This window comes from Stenotrophomonas sp. OVS01A, from assembly GCF_019969775.1.
GTDB lineage: Bacteria > Pseudomonadota > Gammaproteobacteria > Xanthomonadales > Xanthomonadaceae > Stenotrophomonas > Stenotrophomonas indicatrix.
The window spans coordinates 32511-47922 of sequence record NZ_JAHXYV010000008.1 but is presented as its reverse complement, the minus strand read 5'-3'; the positions used below and the strand labels follow the sequence as shown (position 1 = coordinate 47922).

Sequence of the window (15412 nt, the reverse complement as noted above, 5' to 3'; positions counted from 1 at the left end):
CCTCGGGAGAGTCGGCTCCGCATCGGCGGAGTCGGGACCGGGCATCGGCGTTGCCGCGATGGCCGGCTCATTCCTGCTGCATCTGCTCCAGGGCAGCGCGTTCGATGACGCGGATGGCCGCCATCACCTCGTCGTACTGGTCGCCATCGAGCGCTTCGCGCTCCAGCTCCCGGTAGACCACGTTGTAATCCAGCCCGATCGGGCCACCTGCGCCGACGCGCCACTGGGTGGCAACCCGCGAAAAGAGTTCGATGGGAAGCACGCACTCCGGCCACAGCTCAACCCGTGGCGGCGGAAAATGCTTGGCTTTCAATCCAAGCTGCATCAGCTCGGACTCGGTGGGGGCCCGCCAGTACAGGGCCCCCACCGCCTCGATCAGTTTCCCTTGCGTGCGACCTGCAGGGCCTGGGTGTAGCCACCGATGATGGCGCCATCCAGGCCGGCCTGCTGCTGCAGGGCGAGTTCCACGCCTGCCGTATCCAGGGCCACGTCGGCATCCCAATCCACCACGATGTCCAGGATCGCCTGGGCCACGCTCAACGTGTCATCGCCCAGGCGCTCCAGCAGCTGCGCATAGTCGGCCACCGGCAGGTGCCGGTAGGTCAGGTTGAGCTTCTGCTCGCGACCATGACCGATGATGGTCAGGGTGCTCTTGAAGCTCTCTGGCGCCTTTACCTGGAACATCAGGCGCCCTCGACCAGGATGGAATCGGCCAGCGCGGTGAACGTCGCGGTGGTGCCCATCGGGGTGTTGGCGGCCATCGTCGGGTCGCCGTTGTAGCTCAGGTAACCGTACCAGTACAGCACGTCGCCACCGACCAGCTTGGCGCGCAGGATCACCGGTTCGCCCTTGGCGTCGACGTTCTTCAGGGCCGAGTACCACGGCTTCTTCGGATCGTAGAACAGCGGCAGGGTGATGGTCTTGGCGTTCTTGAAGGTCGGCATCTGCACCTGGCGACCGGTCGGGTCCTCCAGCAGGGTGCCGCTCCAGTACTGCTGCTCGCCACCTGCGGTGGTCGGGTCGCCCTGCTGGTCCAGGTCGACGAAGGCACCGGCCTTGCGCAGCACGCCGGCACCGCTGGTGGCGGGGAACAGCACGTTGTCGGTGGTATCGATGCCCAGCAGTTCAACGCTGCCGGTGGCTTCGGCACCGGCGCGGGTGGCGCGGTTGTTCAGGGCCGGCCAACCCGGCAGCTCGATGACCACCACATCGCCGGTGTCGACGCTGTTGGCGGCGACGCTGGCCAGTGCCGGCGCAGCCTTGGAGATCGCGCTGGTGGCGATGGCGGTGGAGACGACCGGTGCGAAGCCGAACTGGGTGCCCTTGGGAAGCTTGAGTGCCATGTTGCATTTCCTCATGTGGATTGAAAAAGACGAAGCCCGGCGTGTGCCGGGCTTCAGGTGGTACGTGGAGCAGTGGAACTACGGGTTGGCGTACCACAGCCCGAAATCGAGCCGTGCGCCGTACTTCCTGAGTGCCGGTTCATGCACGGCAATGGCGGCGCCATAGGATTCAGACTTCGGCAGACCCGCGCAGACCTGATCTTCGATGTCACGGATCAGGGTGTTGGCCTGGGCACGGGTGTCTGCCCAGACGGTCAGCTGCACGCGAGCGTGCTTCTGGTCGGGGATGGACCCTTCGTTGAACCACAGCGCCTGCCCACCCACCTGCTGGTAGACCGCGCAGGGATAGGTGACTCGGTCCGGTGGAACATCCGGGTACAGGCGCCCCTGCAGCAATCCGCCAAGCAGTTGCTGCAACTTCGGTTCGTAACTCATCGCAGTGTCCTCGCTCAGGCGGTTGCAGCCAGCTGTTCGGTGAACAGCACGGCGGTGTGTCGCGTGCCAAGGTCGGGCACCACACCGGTAATATCGAACGCGTGGCCGTCGTGCACGATGCGCATTCCGATGCCAATGCCGGCTCGCTGCGCCGGCGCCAGGCGCACCTGGAAGCGCTGGCGGCGAATCGCTGCGGACAGCCCGCTGTCCAGCTTCACCCGCTGCACCGTGTCGGCACGTTCAAGAGGAATTGCCGCCCACAGATCGGCAACGCTCACCCACGCATCCAGAGGTTGGCCCCAGGCATCGACGCGCCCATCCTGGCGCTCGATGCGGATGCGACGGTTGAAGTGACCGGCGTTCATGGGGTCGCCGCCAGTCGGTAGGGATCGAGCAGTGCGGCGACGCCAAACGGCAGCTCCATCGCGATGGCAGCAGCACCGACCGGTACATCCAAGGCGTGCGTGGAAACCACCACCGCTTCCCGATGCGCATACAGATGGCCCAATAGCAGGCGCACCGCAGCGCGGATGCTGTCGTTGGCCGGCAGGCCCTGCAGCAGCTGCGCGCTGCGTTCGGTGGCCACGGCCAAGCGACGATCAGCGACGTCACGCATGGCCTTGGCCTTGGCCGCGTTGGTCTCGGCATTGGCGGCGGCGACCGCGGCTTCATGCCCGGTCACCGCCGCCGCCATGTCCTGCGGCAACTGGTCCAGCGCCAGATCCAGTGCCGCCTGGTCGGCAAACAGCGCCCGCCGCAGGTAGGCCGACGCCGCGTCGGTCGCCGCGGCCAGCAGGTCGTCCAGAATGGCGTCGTCGTAGTCGCCGTCGATACGGCAGTGCATGCGGCACTGCTCAAGTGTCAGCAGGGGCATCGAATCCTCCTTCGTTGATGGATGTTGGATGCCCCGACCCTGCGCACGCGGCTACGCCGCACGCTGTCATCAAGGACGGTGCGAGAAGGGCAGGGTCGGGGCGGAAACAGAAACGGCCCCACCAGGACTGGCAGGGCCGCAAATACGATGACAAGGTGCCGACGGGCGGCGTAAACGCAAAAAGCCCCCGGCGGTCGCCAGAGGCTTGTATGTCATCGTGGTTGAAAAGATACGCCTGAGGTGTGCACCCGTCAATCCGTAAACCGTCACCAGTCTGGTGACTTTTCCGGGCCCTGCGCCGGTGCAGTCACAGAGGCGAGCGGTGGTCTGGATAGAATGGTGCGGCACCGCTTCCGCGGCGCTTTCCCAGCCGGATTTCTGCATGTCTTCCCGTTCCGAACGTTTCCTCGATCCACGCACCGAGCAGGGTGTGCTGCGGCTGTCCATCGCCGCCTCGCTGCTGCTGGCCGCCGCCGCAGTGGTATTCGGCCTGCTGGCCAATTCGTCGCTGATCATCTTCGATGGCATCTACGGCCTGATCGACGTGGTGATGACGTGGCTGTCGCTGCTGGTCGCGCGGCTGATCGCGCTGTCCACCCAGACCGACGCAGTGCAGTCGCGTTTGAACCAGCGCTTCACCATGGGCTTCTGGCATCTGGAACCGATCGTGCTGGGAGTCAGTGGCACGCTGATGATCGGTGCGGCGTTGTACGCACTGGTCAATGCGGTCGATGCGCTGATGTCGGGTGGGCGACAGATCGCGCTTGGCCCCGCAATCATCTTCGCGGCACTGTCGATCGTGGCTGAAAGCGCGCTGGCCTGGTTCGTGCTGCGTGCGAACCAGCGCATCGGTTCGGAGTTCATCGCACTGGATGCGAAGAACTGGGTGATCGCCGCGAGCATGTCGGCCTGCTATCTGCTGGCCTTCCTCGGTGGCGTGCTGGTGCGTGGCACGTCGCTGGCGTGGGTCGGCCCGTACATCGATCCGGCCATCCTCGCCTTCGTCTGCGTGCTGGTGATGATCGCGCCATTGGGCACGGTGCGGCGCGCGTTGGCCGGCATCCTGCTGGTTACCCCGCCCGAACTGCAGGCGCATGTGGATGCGGTGGCGCGGGCGATTGTTGCAAAGCACGGTTTCGTCGAGCACCGCAGTTACGTGGCGCAGGTGGGCCGTGGCGAGCAGATCGAGCTGTTCTTCGTGGTGCGTGAGGACGATCCGCCGCGGCCCCTGCTGGAGTGGGATCACCTGCGTGACGAGATCGGCGATGCGCTGGGCGAATCGTCGCCGGACCGCTGGCTGACCATCATGTTCACCACCGACCGGGAATGGACGATCTAGGCCGGCAGGACGTTCAATCAAATTTTTCGGATTTATTGCAACCAACGGTGTGCAGAATCCGGGCAAAGTAAGCTCCAACGCACTACCCACTCACTGACCAGGAGCATCCCGATGTCCATCGAAAAGGTTCTGTACACCGCCCAGGCCACCTCCACCGGCGGCCGTGAAGGCCGTTCCGTCTCGTCCGACAACGTGCTGGACATCCAGCTGTCGACCCCGCGCGAGCTGGGCGGCGCTGGCGGCCCGGGCACCAACCCGGAACAGCTGTTTGCTGCCGGCTATTCGGCCTGCTTCCTGGGCGCACTGAAGTTCGTCGCCGGCCAGGCCAAGGTCGCGCTGCCGGCCGACACCACCGTGACCGGCAAGGTCGGCATCGGCCAGATCCCGACCGGTTTCGGCATCGAAGCCGAGCTGACCATCAACGTGCCGGGCGTGCCGCGCGAGCAGGTGGAAGAGCTGGTGCAGAAGGCACACATCGTCTGCCCGTACTCCAACGCGACCCGCGGCAACATCGACGTGACGCTGATCGTTGCCTGATGCAGCCGGGGTCGGATCCCTTTGCCATGGGCAAAGGGCTCTGACCCCATCGCGGAGTATTGGGGTCAGAACCCTTTCGCGTTGCGAAAGGGATCCGACCCCCAAAAAAATGGGCGGATGCCGGTCGAAACCAGGCATCCGCCCATCCCACCTTCGTTGTCCCGCAAGGGGGCATGAGGTTGCCGGCCAGCGGCCGGCACTACCAGGTCACTTTTCGCTCGTGATGAGCTGCACGACGCTGGAGAAATCCAGCTTGCCGCGGCCGGCCTGGTGGTTCATCGAGTACAGGTTGCGGGCCACTTCGCCCAGCGGGATCGAGGCGCCGACGCTCATCGCCGCCTCCACCGCCAAGCCCATGTCCTTCAGCATCAGATCGCTGCCGAAGCCGCCGCTGTAACCGCGCGACGCCGGCGCGTTTTCCAGCACGCCCGGCCACGGGTTGCACACTTCGGTGGCCCAGCTGCGGCCGGTGCTGACCGCCATCATCTGCGACAGCACCTTCGGGTCCAGCCCGTGCGCCACGCCCAGGGCGATGGCTTCGCCGGTGACAGCCATGATCACGCCCAGCGCCATGTTGTTGCACAGCTTGGCCACCTGGCCGGCGCCACTGGCGCCCACATGGAAGATGTTCTTGCCCATCGCCTGCAGCACCGGGCGGGCGCGTTCAAGCGCGTCCTCTTCGCCACCGACGATGAAGGTCAGCGTGCCGGCCTGCGCGCCAGCAGTGCCGCCGGACACCGGCGCGTCGATCATCTGCAGGCCTCGTGCGGCGGCCGCTTCGGATACCTTGCGCGCGCTGGCCGGGGCAATCGTGCTGCAGTCGATGACCAGCGCACCGGCGGGAATCGCGGCAAGGATGCCGTCATCACCCAGGTACACGCCTTCAACATGGCGACTGGCCGGCAGCATCGAGATCACCACCTCGGCATCGGCCAGGGTCTCGCGTGCCGATGCCGCTGCGCTGGCACCCGCGTCGACCGCCGCCTGCACCGCGGCAGGCACCAGATCGAACACACGTACGGTGTGGCCGTTCTTGACCAGATTGGCGGCCATCGGGCCACCCATGTTGCCCAACCCAATGAATGCAACGCGGCTCATGCAAGGCTCCTTTCAGCGACAGGGGTACCCAGGTCGGCCAGCGGATGCGCGGCATCGGCCCAGGGAGAAGCGAAGAACGTATCGGCCCATGCGCGGTCGGCATCGGCCAGCGTGGCCGGGTTCCACGAGGGATTGCGGTCCTTGTCGATCAGCAGCGCGCGGATGCCTTCAGCAAAATCACCATGCGCAGCGCAATGCAGGGCGGTGATGTATTCCAGCCGGTACACGCTGGCCAGATCCTGGCCGGCGCTGCGGCGCTGCAGTTCGAAGGCCAGCCGTGCCGAACCCGGTGCACCGGCGGCAAGGGTCTTCTGTGCGGCCTGCAGCCACGCATCATCGGTCTGCAGGGTACTGATGCGTTCGACGATGGCGGCCAGGTCATCGCCTGCACACAGCGCATCGACCCGCGTAGCATTGGCCAGCAGCGGGCCGGTAGCCGCATCGCTGGCAAACGACAGCAGCAGCTGTGACAGGCGCTCGTGGTTGCGTGCGGCATCGGTCGACCACGCGACCTGCAGCAGCGCGTCGAACACCGCACTGCGGCGTTCCTCGGCCACATGCACGTCGGCCAGGCCGGCATAGATCGCATCGCCCGGGTTGAGCAGCGCACCGGTCAGGGCAAGGAACAGGCCACCGTTGCCCGGCACGCGCGGCAGCAGCCAGCTGCCACCCACGTCAGGGAACAGGCCCACGGTGATTTCCGGGAAGGCCAGCTTGGAGCGTTCGCTGACCACGCGGTGGCTGGCACCGGACATCAGGCCAATGCCGCCGCCCATCACGATGCCGTGGCCCCAGCACAGGATCGGCTTGGCGTAGGTATGGATCAGGTAGTCGACGCGGTACTCGACGTCGAAGAACTCGGCGGCGTAGTCGTTCCCGCGGATATCGTTTTGGCCGGCGTCGCGGTAGGCACGCATGCTCTGGTACAGGCTGTGCAGGTCACCGCCGGCGCAGAACGCCTTCTCACCGGCGCCCTGCAGCACCACCATGGCGATGCCGTCGTCGTCGGCCCAGGCATTCAACTGCTTCAGCAGCAGGTGCGCCATCGGCAGCGAGAAGCCATTGAGCGTGCGCGGTGCGTTGAGCGTGGCGATGCCGATGCGCGTGCCGTTGCCGGCCACGCGCTCTTCGAACAGCACCGGTGCTTGCTCGGCAACGGTGTCGGTGGTCATGCGTTCTTCCACTGCGCGGCGCGCTTTTCAAGGAAGGCACTCACGCCCTCGACCTGGTCGGCGGTGTCGAACAGATCGACGAAGGCCTCGCGCTCGGCCACCAGCGCCGACGCATGGGTGCCGGTGCGGGTGGACTGCACCAACGTCTTGCAGGCGGCAATGCTGGTCGGGCTCTGCTTGCCGGCCTTCTTCGCCCATTCCAGTGCCAGCGCCTTGGCTTCGCCCTTGCCGACCTTTTCTTCGGCAAGACCAATCCGCACGGCGGTTTCCGCGTTGATGCGCTCGCCGAGCAGGATCATGCGCTTGGCCCAACCCTCGCCGACCAGGCGCGGCAGGTTCTGGGTGCCACCGGCACACGGCAGCAGGCCGACGGTGGCCTCCGGCAGCGCAACCTGGGCATGGTCTTCGATGATGCGCAGGTCGCAGGCCAGCGCGCACTCCAGGCCGCCGCCCATGGCGTAGCCGTTGATCGCAGCGATCGATACACCACGGAACGCGGACAGCGCCTCGAAGGCTTCGCCGAAGCGGCGTGCCGCTTCGCGTGCGGCAGCCTTGTCGCCGGAAGCGAACTGGTTGAGATCGGCCCCCGCGGAGAAGAACTTCTCGCCATCACCGGTGATCACCAGCGCGTAGATGTCGCGGTCTGCATTGAGTGCGCCCACCAGGTCGCGCAGCGCCGACAGGCTGTGCACGGTCCAGGTATGCGCCGGCGGGTTGTTCAGGGTGACCACGGCGGTGTGGCCATCGGCCTCGACCTTCAGGCCAACGTGCTCCTGGGTACGCCAATCCTTCATCGCAGTTCCTCTTCGGTATTGAGCAGGTGACGGGCAACGATCACCCGCATGATCTCGTTGGTGCCTTCCAGGATCTGGTGCACGCGGCTGTCGCGCAGCAGGCGTTCGATCGGATATTCACGGATGTAGCCGTAGCCCCCGTGGATCTGCAGGGCTTCGTTGCAGATGGTGAAGCCGGCATCGGTGGCGAAACGCTTGGCCATCGCGCACCACACGTTGGCATCGCTGGCACCGGCATCGAGCTTGCGCGCAGCGGTATGCACCATCTGCCGCGCGGCAACCAGCTCGATGGCCATGTCGGCCAGCTTGAACTGCAGCGCCTGGAATTCGGACAACGCCTTGCCGAACTGGCGGCGCTCGCCCATGTAGCGGCGTGCGGCATCCAGCGCGCCCTGCGCAGCACCCAGCGAGCACGCGGCGATGTTGATGCGGCCACCATCGAGCCCCTTCATCGCCAGCTTGAAGCCGCCGCCTTCCTCTCCCAGAAGGTGGCTGACCGGTACGCGGACGTTTTCGAAGGTGATGCCGCGGGTGGGCTGGCTGTTCCAGCCCATCTTCTCTTCCTTGCGGCCATAGCTGATGCCCGGCAGGTCGGCCGGCACCGCGATCGCGCTGACCCCGCCTGCACCGGCACCGCCGGTACGTGCCATCACCACCAGCAGCTCGGTGGCACCGGCGCCGGAAATGAAGGCCTTGGAGCCATTCAACACGTAGAAGTCGCCATCGCGCACGGCGGTGGTCTTCAGCGAGGCCGCGTCCGAACCGGCGCCCGGCTCGGTCAAGCAGTACGAGGCCAGTTTGCTGCCAGAAGACAGGTCATTGCCCCACGCGTCGCGCAGCGCCGGCTGGCCCCACGTGGACACCATCCACGAGGCCATGTTGTGGATGCTGATATAGGCCGCGGTCGACGGGTCGACGTTGGCGAGCTCCTCGATGACGACGGCGGCGTCCAGTCGGCTCAGGCCGCTGCCGCCCACTTCCGGGTCCATGTACAGACCGCAGAAGCCCAGTTCACCGGCCTTGGCGATCGCCTCGCGCGGAAAGATGCCCTCCGCATCCCATCGCGCGGCGTGCGGCGCCAGTTCGGCCTGTGCGAAGTCACGCGCCGCTTCGCGGTACGCCTGCTGCGCTTCTTCCTGTTCCGTCGTCATCGAGTGGCTCATGGCTGCTCCCTGCGGTTACTTCAGGCTGATTGTGGTGTTGACGCCATGGCTCAGCGTCTCGTCGTCGAACCAGCGCGCGGTGACGGTCTTGGTCTGCGTGTAGAACAGCACCACCTGCTTGCCGTACGGACCCAGGTCGCCCAGCTTGGAGGCGCGCGAACCGGTGAACGAGAACAGCGGTACCGGCACCGGGATCGGCACGTTGATGCCGACCTGGCCGACGTCGATGTCTTCCTGGAACCGGCGTGCTGCGGCGCCGGACTGGGTGAACAGCGCGGTGCCGTTGCCGTTCGGGTTGCTGTTGACCATGGCGATGGCCTCATCCAGCGTTTCCGCTTCGAGGATGACCAGCACCGGCCCGAAGATTTCTTCCTGGTAGATGCGCATGTCGGTGGTGACACCGGCAAAGATGGTCGGGCCAACGAAATTGCCCTTCTCGAAACCATCGACCTGCGGCTTGCGGCCATCCAGCACCAGCTTGGCGCCCTGCTCCACGCCCGACGCGATCAGGCCTTCAACGCGATCACGGGCGCTGCAGGAAATGACCGGGCCGACGTCGGTGCCGGCGACCGTGCCACCGCTGACCTTCAGGGTCTTGGCCTTTTCGACCAGGTCCTGCACCCAACCGCGCGCTTCACCGACCAGCACCAGGGTGGAGGCGGCCATGCAGCGCTGGCCCGCCGCACCGAAGGCCGCGCCGACCATCGCATTGAGGGTCTGCTCCTTGTTGGCGTCCGGCAGCACCACGGCGTGGTTCTTGGCGCCCATCATGCACTGCACGCGCTTGCCGGCCAGCGAGGCGCGGTTGTACACGTGGGTACCGACGCGGGTGGAACCGACGAACGATACCGCCTTGATGTCCGGGTGGTCGCAGATGGCGTTGACCACTTCCTCGCCACCGTGGACCACGTTCAGCACGCCCTTGGGAATGCCCGCTTCCAGCGCCAGTTCGACCAGGCGCATGGTGACCATCGGGTCCTGCTCGGACGGCTTGAGGATGAAGGTGTTGCCGGTGGCAATGGCCATCGGGAACATCCACAGCGGAATCATCGCCGGGAAGTTGAACGGGGTGATGCCTGCGCACACGCCCAGCGGCTGCATGATCGAGTAGGTGTCCACGCCGTTGGCCACGTTGTTGGCCAGTTCGCCCAGCTGCAGGTTGCCGATGGCGGCCGCGTGCTCGACCACTTCCAGGCCGCGGAACACATCGCCTTCGGCATCCGGCAGGGTCTTGCCCTGTTCGGCGGTGAGGATGTGCGCCAGCTCGCTCATGTTTTCGCGGATCAGCTGCTGGTACTTCAGGAAGATGCGCGCGCGGGTACCGATCGGGGTCTTGCGCCAGGTCTTGAAGGCTTCCTTGGCGGCAGCCACGGCGGCATCGACTTCACCCGTGGTGGCGAACGGCACCTGGGCCAGCACGTCCTGGGTGGCCGGGTTGATCACGTCCTGCCAGTGGGAGGTGGCCGATTCAACGAACTGGCCATCGATCAGCATGCGGATACGGGGCGCTGCAACAGTCATGGCGACAATCCACGGGGTGCGAAAGATGCTTGGCATTATTCACAGGCAACGCCTCGATTTCCGGCCTGAATCCGCTTAATCTGGCCAATGCCCGCCACGATTCCTGTTAATCTTGTGAATTATTCAGCCCCCCAGCGCCAGCTCGGCCTGCGTCTGCTGCGCCTGCGCGAGCAGCGCGGCTACAGCCAGGCCGACCTTGCCCGCGCCCTGGGGCTGTCGGCCAGCTACCTGAACCAGATCGAGCGCAACAAGCGTCCGCTGACGCCCGCAGTGCAGAAGAAGCTGGGCGAGGTGTTGGGCGATGTTTCCCCCCTGTTCGACGACGATGAGCCCGCCGCGCTGCAGGAGTCGCTGGGCGAGACCCTGCGCGATCTGGGCCTGGCCGACGTCAGCGCCACCGAACTGCGCGCGCTGGCCGGCAACCTGCCGCAGGTCAGCCGCGCGCTGCTGGACCTGCATCGCCGCCACCTGGCGCTGCGCGAGCATGCCGCCGCGCTGGAGTTCCAGTTGGGCGAGCCGGGCGCGGGCAGCACGTTGCCGGCCGGCGACCAGGTGCGCGAGTTCTTCAACCGCATGCACAACCACATCCCCGAGCTGGACGAACTGGCCGAGCAGCTGTTCGCCGAATGGGGGCTGGCGCCGGGACACGTGGCGCCACGGCTGCGCCAGCTGCTGGCCGACCGCCACGGGGTGCTGGTGGAAGTGGCTGCACTGCAGGCCGGGCGCGAGAAGCGCCAGTACGATGCCGGCAGCCGTACGCTGTGGCTGCCCGACTATCTGGAGCCGGGCCAGCAGGCGTTCCAGATGGCGGTCGAGCTGGCGCTGCGCGGCTACCTGCCGCAGATCGATGCGGTGATCGCGCGCACCGGCTTCACCGACGAGGCCCGCATCGCACAGGCGCGTATTGGCCTGTCCAACTATTTCGCCGGTGCGCTGGTGATGCCGTACATGCGTTTCCTGCGCGCGGCCGAGGCCAGCGGTTATGACATCGAGCTGCTGGCGCATCAGTTCGGTGTGGGATTCGAGGCGGTCTGCCATCGATTGAGTACGCTGGCACGCCGCAGTGCGCCGGGGCTGCCGTTCTTCTTCATCCGCGTGGACCGCGCCGGCAACGTGTCCAAGCGCCACTCGGCCACCGATTTCCACTTCTCGCAGGTGGGCGGTTCCTGCCCTTTGTGGATCGTCTATGAGGCGTTCAACCAGCCCGGACGCATCCTCACCCAGACCGCGCGCATGCCCGATGGCCGCCGCCATTTCTGGCTGGCACGGCAGGTCAGCAGCGGCCCGGTGGGACACGGCCAGCCACGCAAGACCTTCGCGGTGGCACTGGGGTGTGACCTGCAGCATGCCGATCGGCTGGTGTATTCGCTGGGGCTGGACGTGCAGAGCCCGGGCAATTCGGTGTCGATCGGGCCGGGCTGCCGGGTGTGCCCGCGCGAGGACTGCATGCAGCGCGCGTTTACCCAGTTGCCGGGGCGGTAGGGGGCGGTCCGGCAGGGCTGCGCCCTGCACCTGCGGAGGCAACGTCAACGTCAACGTCAAAAGCTGGCTATACCTGGGATGGCGGGGTGGGTCCGGTTGCGGGGGACGCCGTAAACCCGTCCATGGGGGCTTGGCCGCGGCATCCATGCCGCGGACACCCCCGCAATCGGACCCACCCCGCCTTCGACAGACCTCAGCGATCTGCCGGAATGGCATGGCCTGCTGTTGGTGGGTGTCGACCTTGGTCGACACGGTAGATCCACGCCATGCGTGGATGCTCTTCGACGAATTGTCGAAATATTCGATTTCGATGGGGATTCATCCACGCATGGCGTGGATCTACTAAACCTTCCGCGCGTCCGTTGCATCCCAGTTCAACGCCTTCACCGGAGACGACCATGTTCATGCTGCGCCCCTGCCTGGCATTGCTGCTCGCTGCTGCCGCTGCACCGGCATGGGCGACCTTTTCCATCGCCGCCTGCAACGAAGCCGGTGACTGCGGTGTGGCTGTCGCCACGCACAATCTCGCCGTCGGCGGTGTCGGCGTGCCGTGGGCGCAGGCGAAGGTCGGCGCGGTCGCCAGCCAGTTCGAAACCAACCCGACCTACGGCTCGAAGGGGCTGGCGCTGCTGGCCGAAGGTCGCGCGCCGGCGCAGGTGCTCAAGCAGTTGCTGGACGAGGATGGCGACTTCGATGGCACCACCATCGCCGAGCGCCAGGTCGGGCTGGTCAGTGCGCGAGGCGGCAACGCGCAGTACACCGGCGCCACTGCACAGCGGGCCGATTGGGCCGGTGCCGTTGGCGAGGGCAAGGTGAGCGTGCAAGGCAACGGACTGGCTGGGCCGGACGTGCTGGCGGCGATGCAACGCGCGTTTACGACCACCCACGGTGCGCTTGCCGCGCGCCTGTTGGCAGCGCTGGAAGCGGGACAAGCGGCGGGTGGACAACGCAGCGGGCAATGGTCGGCGGCATTGCTGGTGCGCACGCCTGGCGGCGACTGGCAGGACACCGACCTGCGCGTGGATGCCGACCCGCGTGCCGTGGCGCGCCTGCGCGAGCTGTACGACATGCGGCTTTCGAATGAAGCGATCATCCGCGCCGAACAGCAGTGGGAAAAGGGCGACGTGGCCGACGCACGTGCGTCGCTGGCCACCTCGCTGGCGCTGGCGCATGGCTGGGACCGGACGTGGGCACGCGCGGCGCGGCTGGCGATGTCGCAGGGTGAAACCGCGTTGGCCCGCGAATACCTGGCGGGATTGCGCGCGCTCAACCCGGGATGGGTGAAGCAGGAATTGGCCTTGCCGTTGTATGCGCCATTGCGCGGCGATGCGGTGGTCGAGGCGTGGCGATAGCCAACGGTAGCGCCGGGCCATACCCGGCGAGCGCAGCGGCACACCGCGATCAATAGATCGGCGTCACCTTCATCTGTGGCAACGGCCGTGGCGAGCCGTCGGTGAGGTCGGGGCCAAGGTCATCCCAGCTGCGGCCCTGCTCCACCATCAGCCCCCACAGCTGCTGCGACGCCAGCCGCTTGTCTTCCGAACCCAGCTTGTACGACGGCGGTGGCGGCGTGCCGGTGGCCACCATCGCATAGGCCGCGCGATAGGCCAGCACCTGCTGCGCCGGATCATCGGTGCGCGATATCTCCAGCGTGTAGCGCTGGTAAGCCGAGGCCAGGTTGCGCCAACGAATCCAGTAATGGTTCTCGAACGAGAACGAACAGAAGCGTGCACCGGCCAGGCTGCCCTTGTCGGCGATGCGGGTCAGCACCTCCTGTGGCATGTCCAGGTTCATGCCACCCTCGTCGCCCTGCAGGCTCACATGCACGATGCGGTCGCGATACCCCGGCGCACGCGCCTGCAGCAGGTCGCGCCAGTTCTGCATGGTGGCCACCACCGCGAACAGGAAGCGGCCCAGCTCACCGGCCGCCAGCGGCGTGGCGATGGACTGGTAATGTCGCTGCCATCCATGCCGGTTTTCGGTGGGAAGGAACACCGCGCGTTCCAGCGCCTGGCGGTTGTCGCTCTCGCGCACCACCGGCTCGGGGCGTTGCGGATAGACCAGGTTGATGGCGAAGGTCGGCCAGCGCGGCAGTGCGGCATCGAACAGGTGGATCGGGAAGTTGCTGCTGATGCCGCCGTCGGAGAACCAGCACACCCGGAACGCGGTGATCACCGGACCACAGCCCTGGCCCGCGCTGGTCAGCCCTTCCATGCTGTCGGCCACGTTGTGTCCGGCCTCGCCTGCAGCCGTCGACGTCGGCTCGCAGCGACGTTCGCGACGCGAGGGCTCATGCAGCGGCACCGCGCTGATCAGCAGCGGGAAGCTGAGGCTCATGCGCGTGGCCACCAGTACCGGCAGCGACGCGCCCTGCGGCAGATGGTAGTAGTTGCGGCCTTCAACCTCGCGCGGTGGACCGGCGCGGTCGACCATCCACTGCACCACACTGGCCGGGAACAGCTGCTCGAACTCCTCGCGCAGGAACCAGAACTGCGCCCCGCCCAACGGCAGCGTGCGCGGTTCGTTGTGCGATACGCAGGTGGTGATCATCTGCAGGGTGATCGCATGCGGGCTATCCGGTTCGCCTGCATAGCGCGGCGCGTCGTGCAGATCGGCGAAGGTCAGCGGTGCATCCATCGGCTTGCCCGCCAGCTGCTGCAGGCTTTCATGCAGCCACTCGGTCAGCGCCGGCCTGCCCGCACTGCGGCTAAGCCCGCTGCACAGGCCCAGCAGGTTGCGCCGCGCCACCCGGGCCACCCTTAGCGCAGCGGCGGCCACGCCTGCGCCGTAGGCACACAGCAGCGACGGCAGCAGGGTCGCCGCCACGCCGCTCCAGCCACCGCCCCACCAGCCCAGGCCGAGCAGCAGTGCCAACGACACCAGCACTTCCAGCGGCGCGATCTGGAACACCGCGATGGCCAGGCACAGCAGCTTGCGTGGCCAGCCGGCGTTGCCGGTCAGCACCACCAGCAACCGATACGCAGCGCGCGCGCCGGCGGCAGGCTGGAACAGGCTGTAGATGAATCCACGCCGCGACAGCTGCGCCGACACCGCCGACAGGCCGCCATAGCCGGCGTCGCCAGGCAGCTGTTCGCCCCGTTGCTGGTGGCGGTCGCCATATGCCGCAGCGGCGGCCACGGCAGCGGCGATCGCACCGGCCGAAGTGCCGCCGATGCTCTTGAAACGGTATTCGCGGGCCAGTGCGAGCACCGCGTTGGGATACACGATGCCGCTGGTGATGCCGCCTTTCATGACCAGATCGCAGTACTTCGCCGCCACGAGCCACCTCCCGTCTGTCGGTGCCCAGTATGGCAAGAGGCACTCTCACAGCCTGAGAAACGCGCCACAGCCCTGCGTTTTCATCGGCCCTTGACCATTGCCGCCAACGCGTCCACCGTGGGCACGCCGAAGGTATCCCTGCCGTGGCTTCGATGGCGGCAGGGATTTAAACGGGAATCCGGTGAAGGCGCCTTGCGCGCCCATTCCGGAGCTGCCCCGCAGCGGTGAATGGAAACGAATCCTGCCAACAGCACTGGGCTCGCGCCTGGGAAGCGGCAGGTAGTAGGTGGGCCAGCCGGCCCGTGTCCATCAGCCCGAATACCGGCCCCGGCCGGGGGACACGACCGTCCCCTGACTCGACCTGGAATCTCCGCG

General features: G+C 66.6%; 16 protein-coding genes and 1 riboswitch. Of the genes, 4 read left to right on the top strand and 12 right to left on the bottom strand.

Features of this window, described 5'->3' with window-relative positions:
• Positions 1 to 67: 67 nt before the first annotated feature.
• The 6 genes from LC407_RS19325 to LC407_RS19300 all read right to left on the bottom strand — a co-directional run bounded on the left by LC407_RS19325 (position 68) and on the right by LC407_RS19300 (position 2652).
• Complete coding sequence (locus tag LC407_RS19325; RefSeq protein WP_238582146.1) at positions 68 to 313, bottom strand: DUF1799 domain-containing protein; 246 nt, start codon at positions 311 to 313, stop codon at positions 68 to 70.
• 62 nt (positions 314 to 375) lie between these two features.
• Positions 376 to 684, bottom strand: coding sequence for a phage tail assembly chaperone (locus LC407_RS19320; RefSeq protein WP_223483427.1), 309 nt, complete (start codon positions 682 to 684; stop codon positions 376 to 378).
• Positions 684 to 1343: a phage tail protein gene (locus LC407_RS19315; RefSeq protein ID WP_025875728.1), complete on the bottom strand. Its 660-nt coding sequence runs from the start codon at positions 1341 to 1343 to the stop codon at positions 684 to 686. The genes LC407_RS19320 and LC407_RS19315 overlap by 1 nt, the downstream gene beginning before the upstream one ends.
• A 78-nt stretch (positions 1344 to 1421) precedes the next feature.
• On the bottom strand, positions 1422 to 1778 hold the full coding sequence (locus LC407_RS19310; protein WP_032978188.1) for a DUF3168 domain-containing protein: 357 nt from the start codon (positions 1776 to 1778) through the stop codon (positions 1422 to 1424).
• A gap of 14 nt (positions 1779 to 1792) precedes the next feature.
• A complete protein-coding gene (locus LC407_RS19305; protein WP_033832778.1) occupies positions 1793 to 2143 on the bottom strand; it encodes a head-tail adaptor protein in 351 nt (116 codons plus the stop codon).
• The gene (locus LC407_RS19300) at positions 2140 to 2652 is read right to left on the bottom strand and encodes a head-tail connector protein (RefSeq protein ID WP_032978182.1); all 513 of its coding nucleotides are present in this window, start codon (positions 2650 to 2652) and stop codon (positions 2140 to 2142) included. Before LC407_RS19300 ends, LC407_RS19305 begins: the two co-directional genes overlap by 4 nt.
• A gap of 382 nt (positions 2653 to 3034) precedes the next feature.
• Here LC407_RS19300 and LC407_RS19295 point away from each other — a divergent pair, with 382 nt between their 5' ends.
• The gene (locus LC407_RS19295) at positions 3035 to 3991 is read left to right on the top strand and encodes a cation transporter (RefSeq protein WP_025875736.1); all 957 of its coding nucleotides are present in this window, start codon (positions 3035 to 3037) and stop codon (positions 3989 to 3991) included.
• Positions 3992 to 4102: 111 nt separating this feature from the next.
• Complete coding sequence (locus LC407_RS19290; RefSeq protein ID WP_004153735.1) at positions 4103 to 4528, top strand: organic hydroperoxide resistance protein; 426 nt, start codon at positions 4103 to 4105, stop codon at positions 4526 to 4528.
• A gap of 207 nt (positions 4529 to 4735) precedes the next feature.
• Here LC407_RS19290 and mmsB read toward each other — a convergent pair whose 3' ends face one another.
• The 5 genes from mmsB to LC407_RS19265 are packed head-to-tail and all read right to left on the bottom strand — an operon-like array spanning position 4736 to position 10276.
• A complete protein-coding gene (mmsB, locus tag LC407_RS19285) occupies positions 4736 to 5626 on the bottom strand; it encodes a 3-hydroxyisobutyrate dehydrogenase (protein WP_025875740.1) in 891 nt (296 codons plus the stop codon).
• The gene (locus tag LC407_RS19280; RefSeq protein WP_223483426.1) at positions 5623 to 6798 is read right to left on the bottom strand and encodes an enoyl-CoA hydratase/isomerase family protein; all 1176 of its coding nucleotides are present in this window, start codon (positions 6796 to 6798) and stop codon (positions 5623 to 5625) included. The genes mmsB and LC407_RS19280 overlap by 4 nt, the downstream gene beginning before the upstream one ends.
• Positions 6795 to 7592: an enoyl-CoA hydratase gene (locus tag LC407_RS19275; protein ID WP_059064019.1), complete on the bottom strand. Its 798-nt coding sequence runs from the start codon at positions 7590 to 7592 to the stop codon at positions 6795 to 6797. Before LC407_RS19275 ends, LC407_RS19280 begins: the two co-directional genes overlap by 4 nt.
• Positions 7589 to 8755 carry an acyl-CoA dehydrogenase family protein gene (locus LC407_RS19270; protein WP_223483425.1) on the bottom strand — a complete coding sequence of 389 codons (1167 nt, stop codon included), beginning with the start codon at positions 8753 to 8755 and terminating at the stop codon, positions 7589 to 7591. Before LC407_RS19270 ends, LC407_RS19275 begins: the two co-directional genes overlap by 4 nt.
• A gap of 15 nt (positions 8756 to 8770) precedes the next feature.
• Positions 8771 to 10276, bottom strand: a complete 1506-nt coding sequence (locus tag LC407_RS19265) for a CoA-acylating methylmalonate-semialdehyde dehydrogenase (protein ID WP_025875748.1) — start codon at positions 10274 to 10276, stop codon at positions 8771 to 8773.
• Positions 10277 to 10390: 114 nt separating this feature from the next.
• Between LC407_RS19265 and LC407_RS19260 the strand changes: the two genes are divergently transcribed.
• Together LC407_RS19260 and LC407_RS19255 are read left to right on the top strand one after the other, a co-directional pair.
• On the top strand, positions 10391 to 11758 hold the full coding sequence (locus tag LC407_RS19260) for a short-chain fatty acyl-CoA regulator family protein (RefSeq protein WP_140227904.1): 1368 nt from the start codon (positions 10391 to 10393) through the stop codon (positions 11756 to 11758).
• 398 nt (positions 11759 to 12156) lie between these two features.
• On the top strand, positions 12157 to 13110 hold the full coding sequence (locus tag LC407_RS19255; RefSeq protein WP_223483424.1) for a DUF1028 domain-containing protein: 954 nt from the start codon (positions 12157 to 12159) through the stop codon (positions 13108 to 13110).
• 49 nt (positions 13111 to 13159) lie between these two features.
• On the opposite strand, the gene LC407_RS19250 is transcribed toward LC407_RS19255, so the two are convergent.
• Positions 13160 to 15010: a patatin-like phospholipase family protein gene (locus LC407_RS19250; protein ID WP_223483423.1), complete on the bottom strand. Its 1851-nt coding sequence runs from the start codon at positions 15008 to 15010 to the stop codon at positions 13160 to 13162.
• Between the two features lie 154 nt (positions 15011 to 15164).
• Positions 15165 to 15382: riboswitch (cobalamin riboswitch) on the top strand.
• Positions 15383 to 15412: the final 30 nt, after the last annotated feature.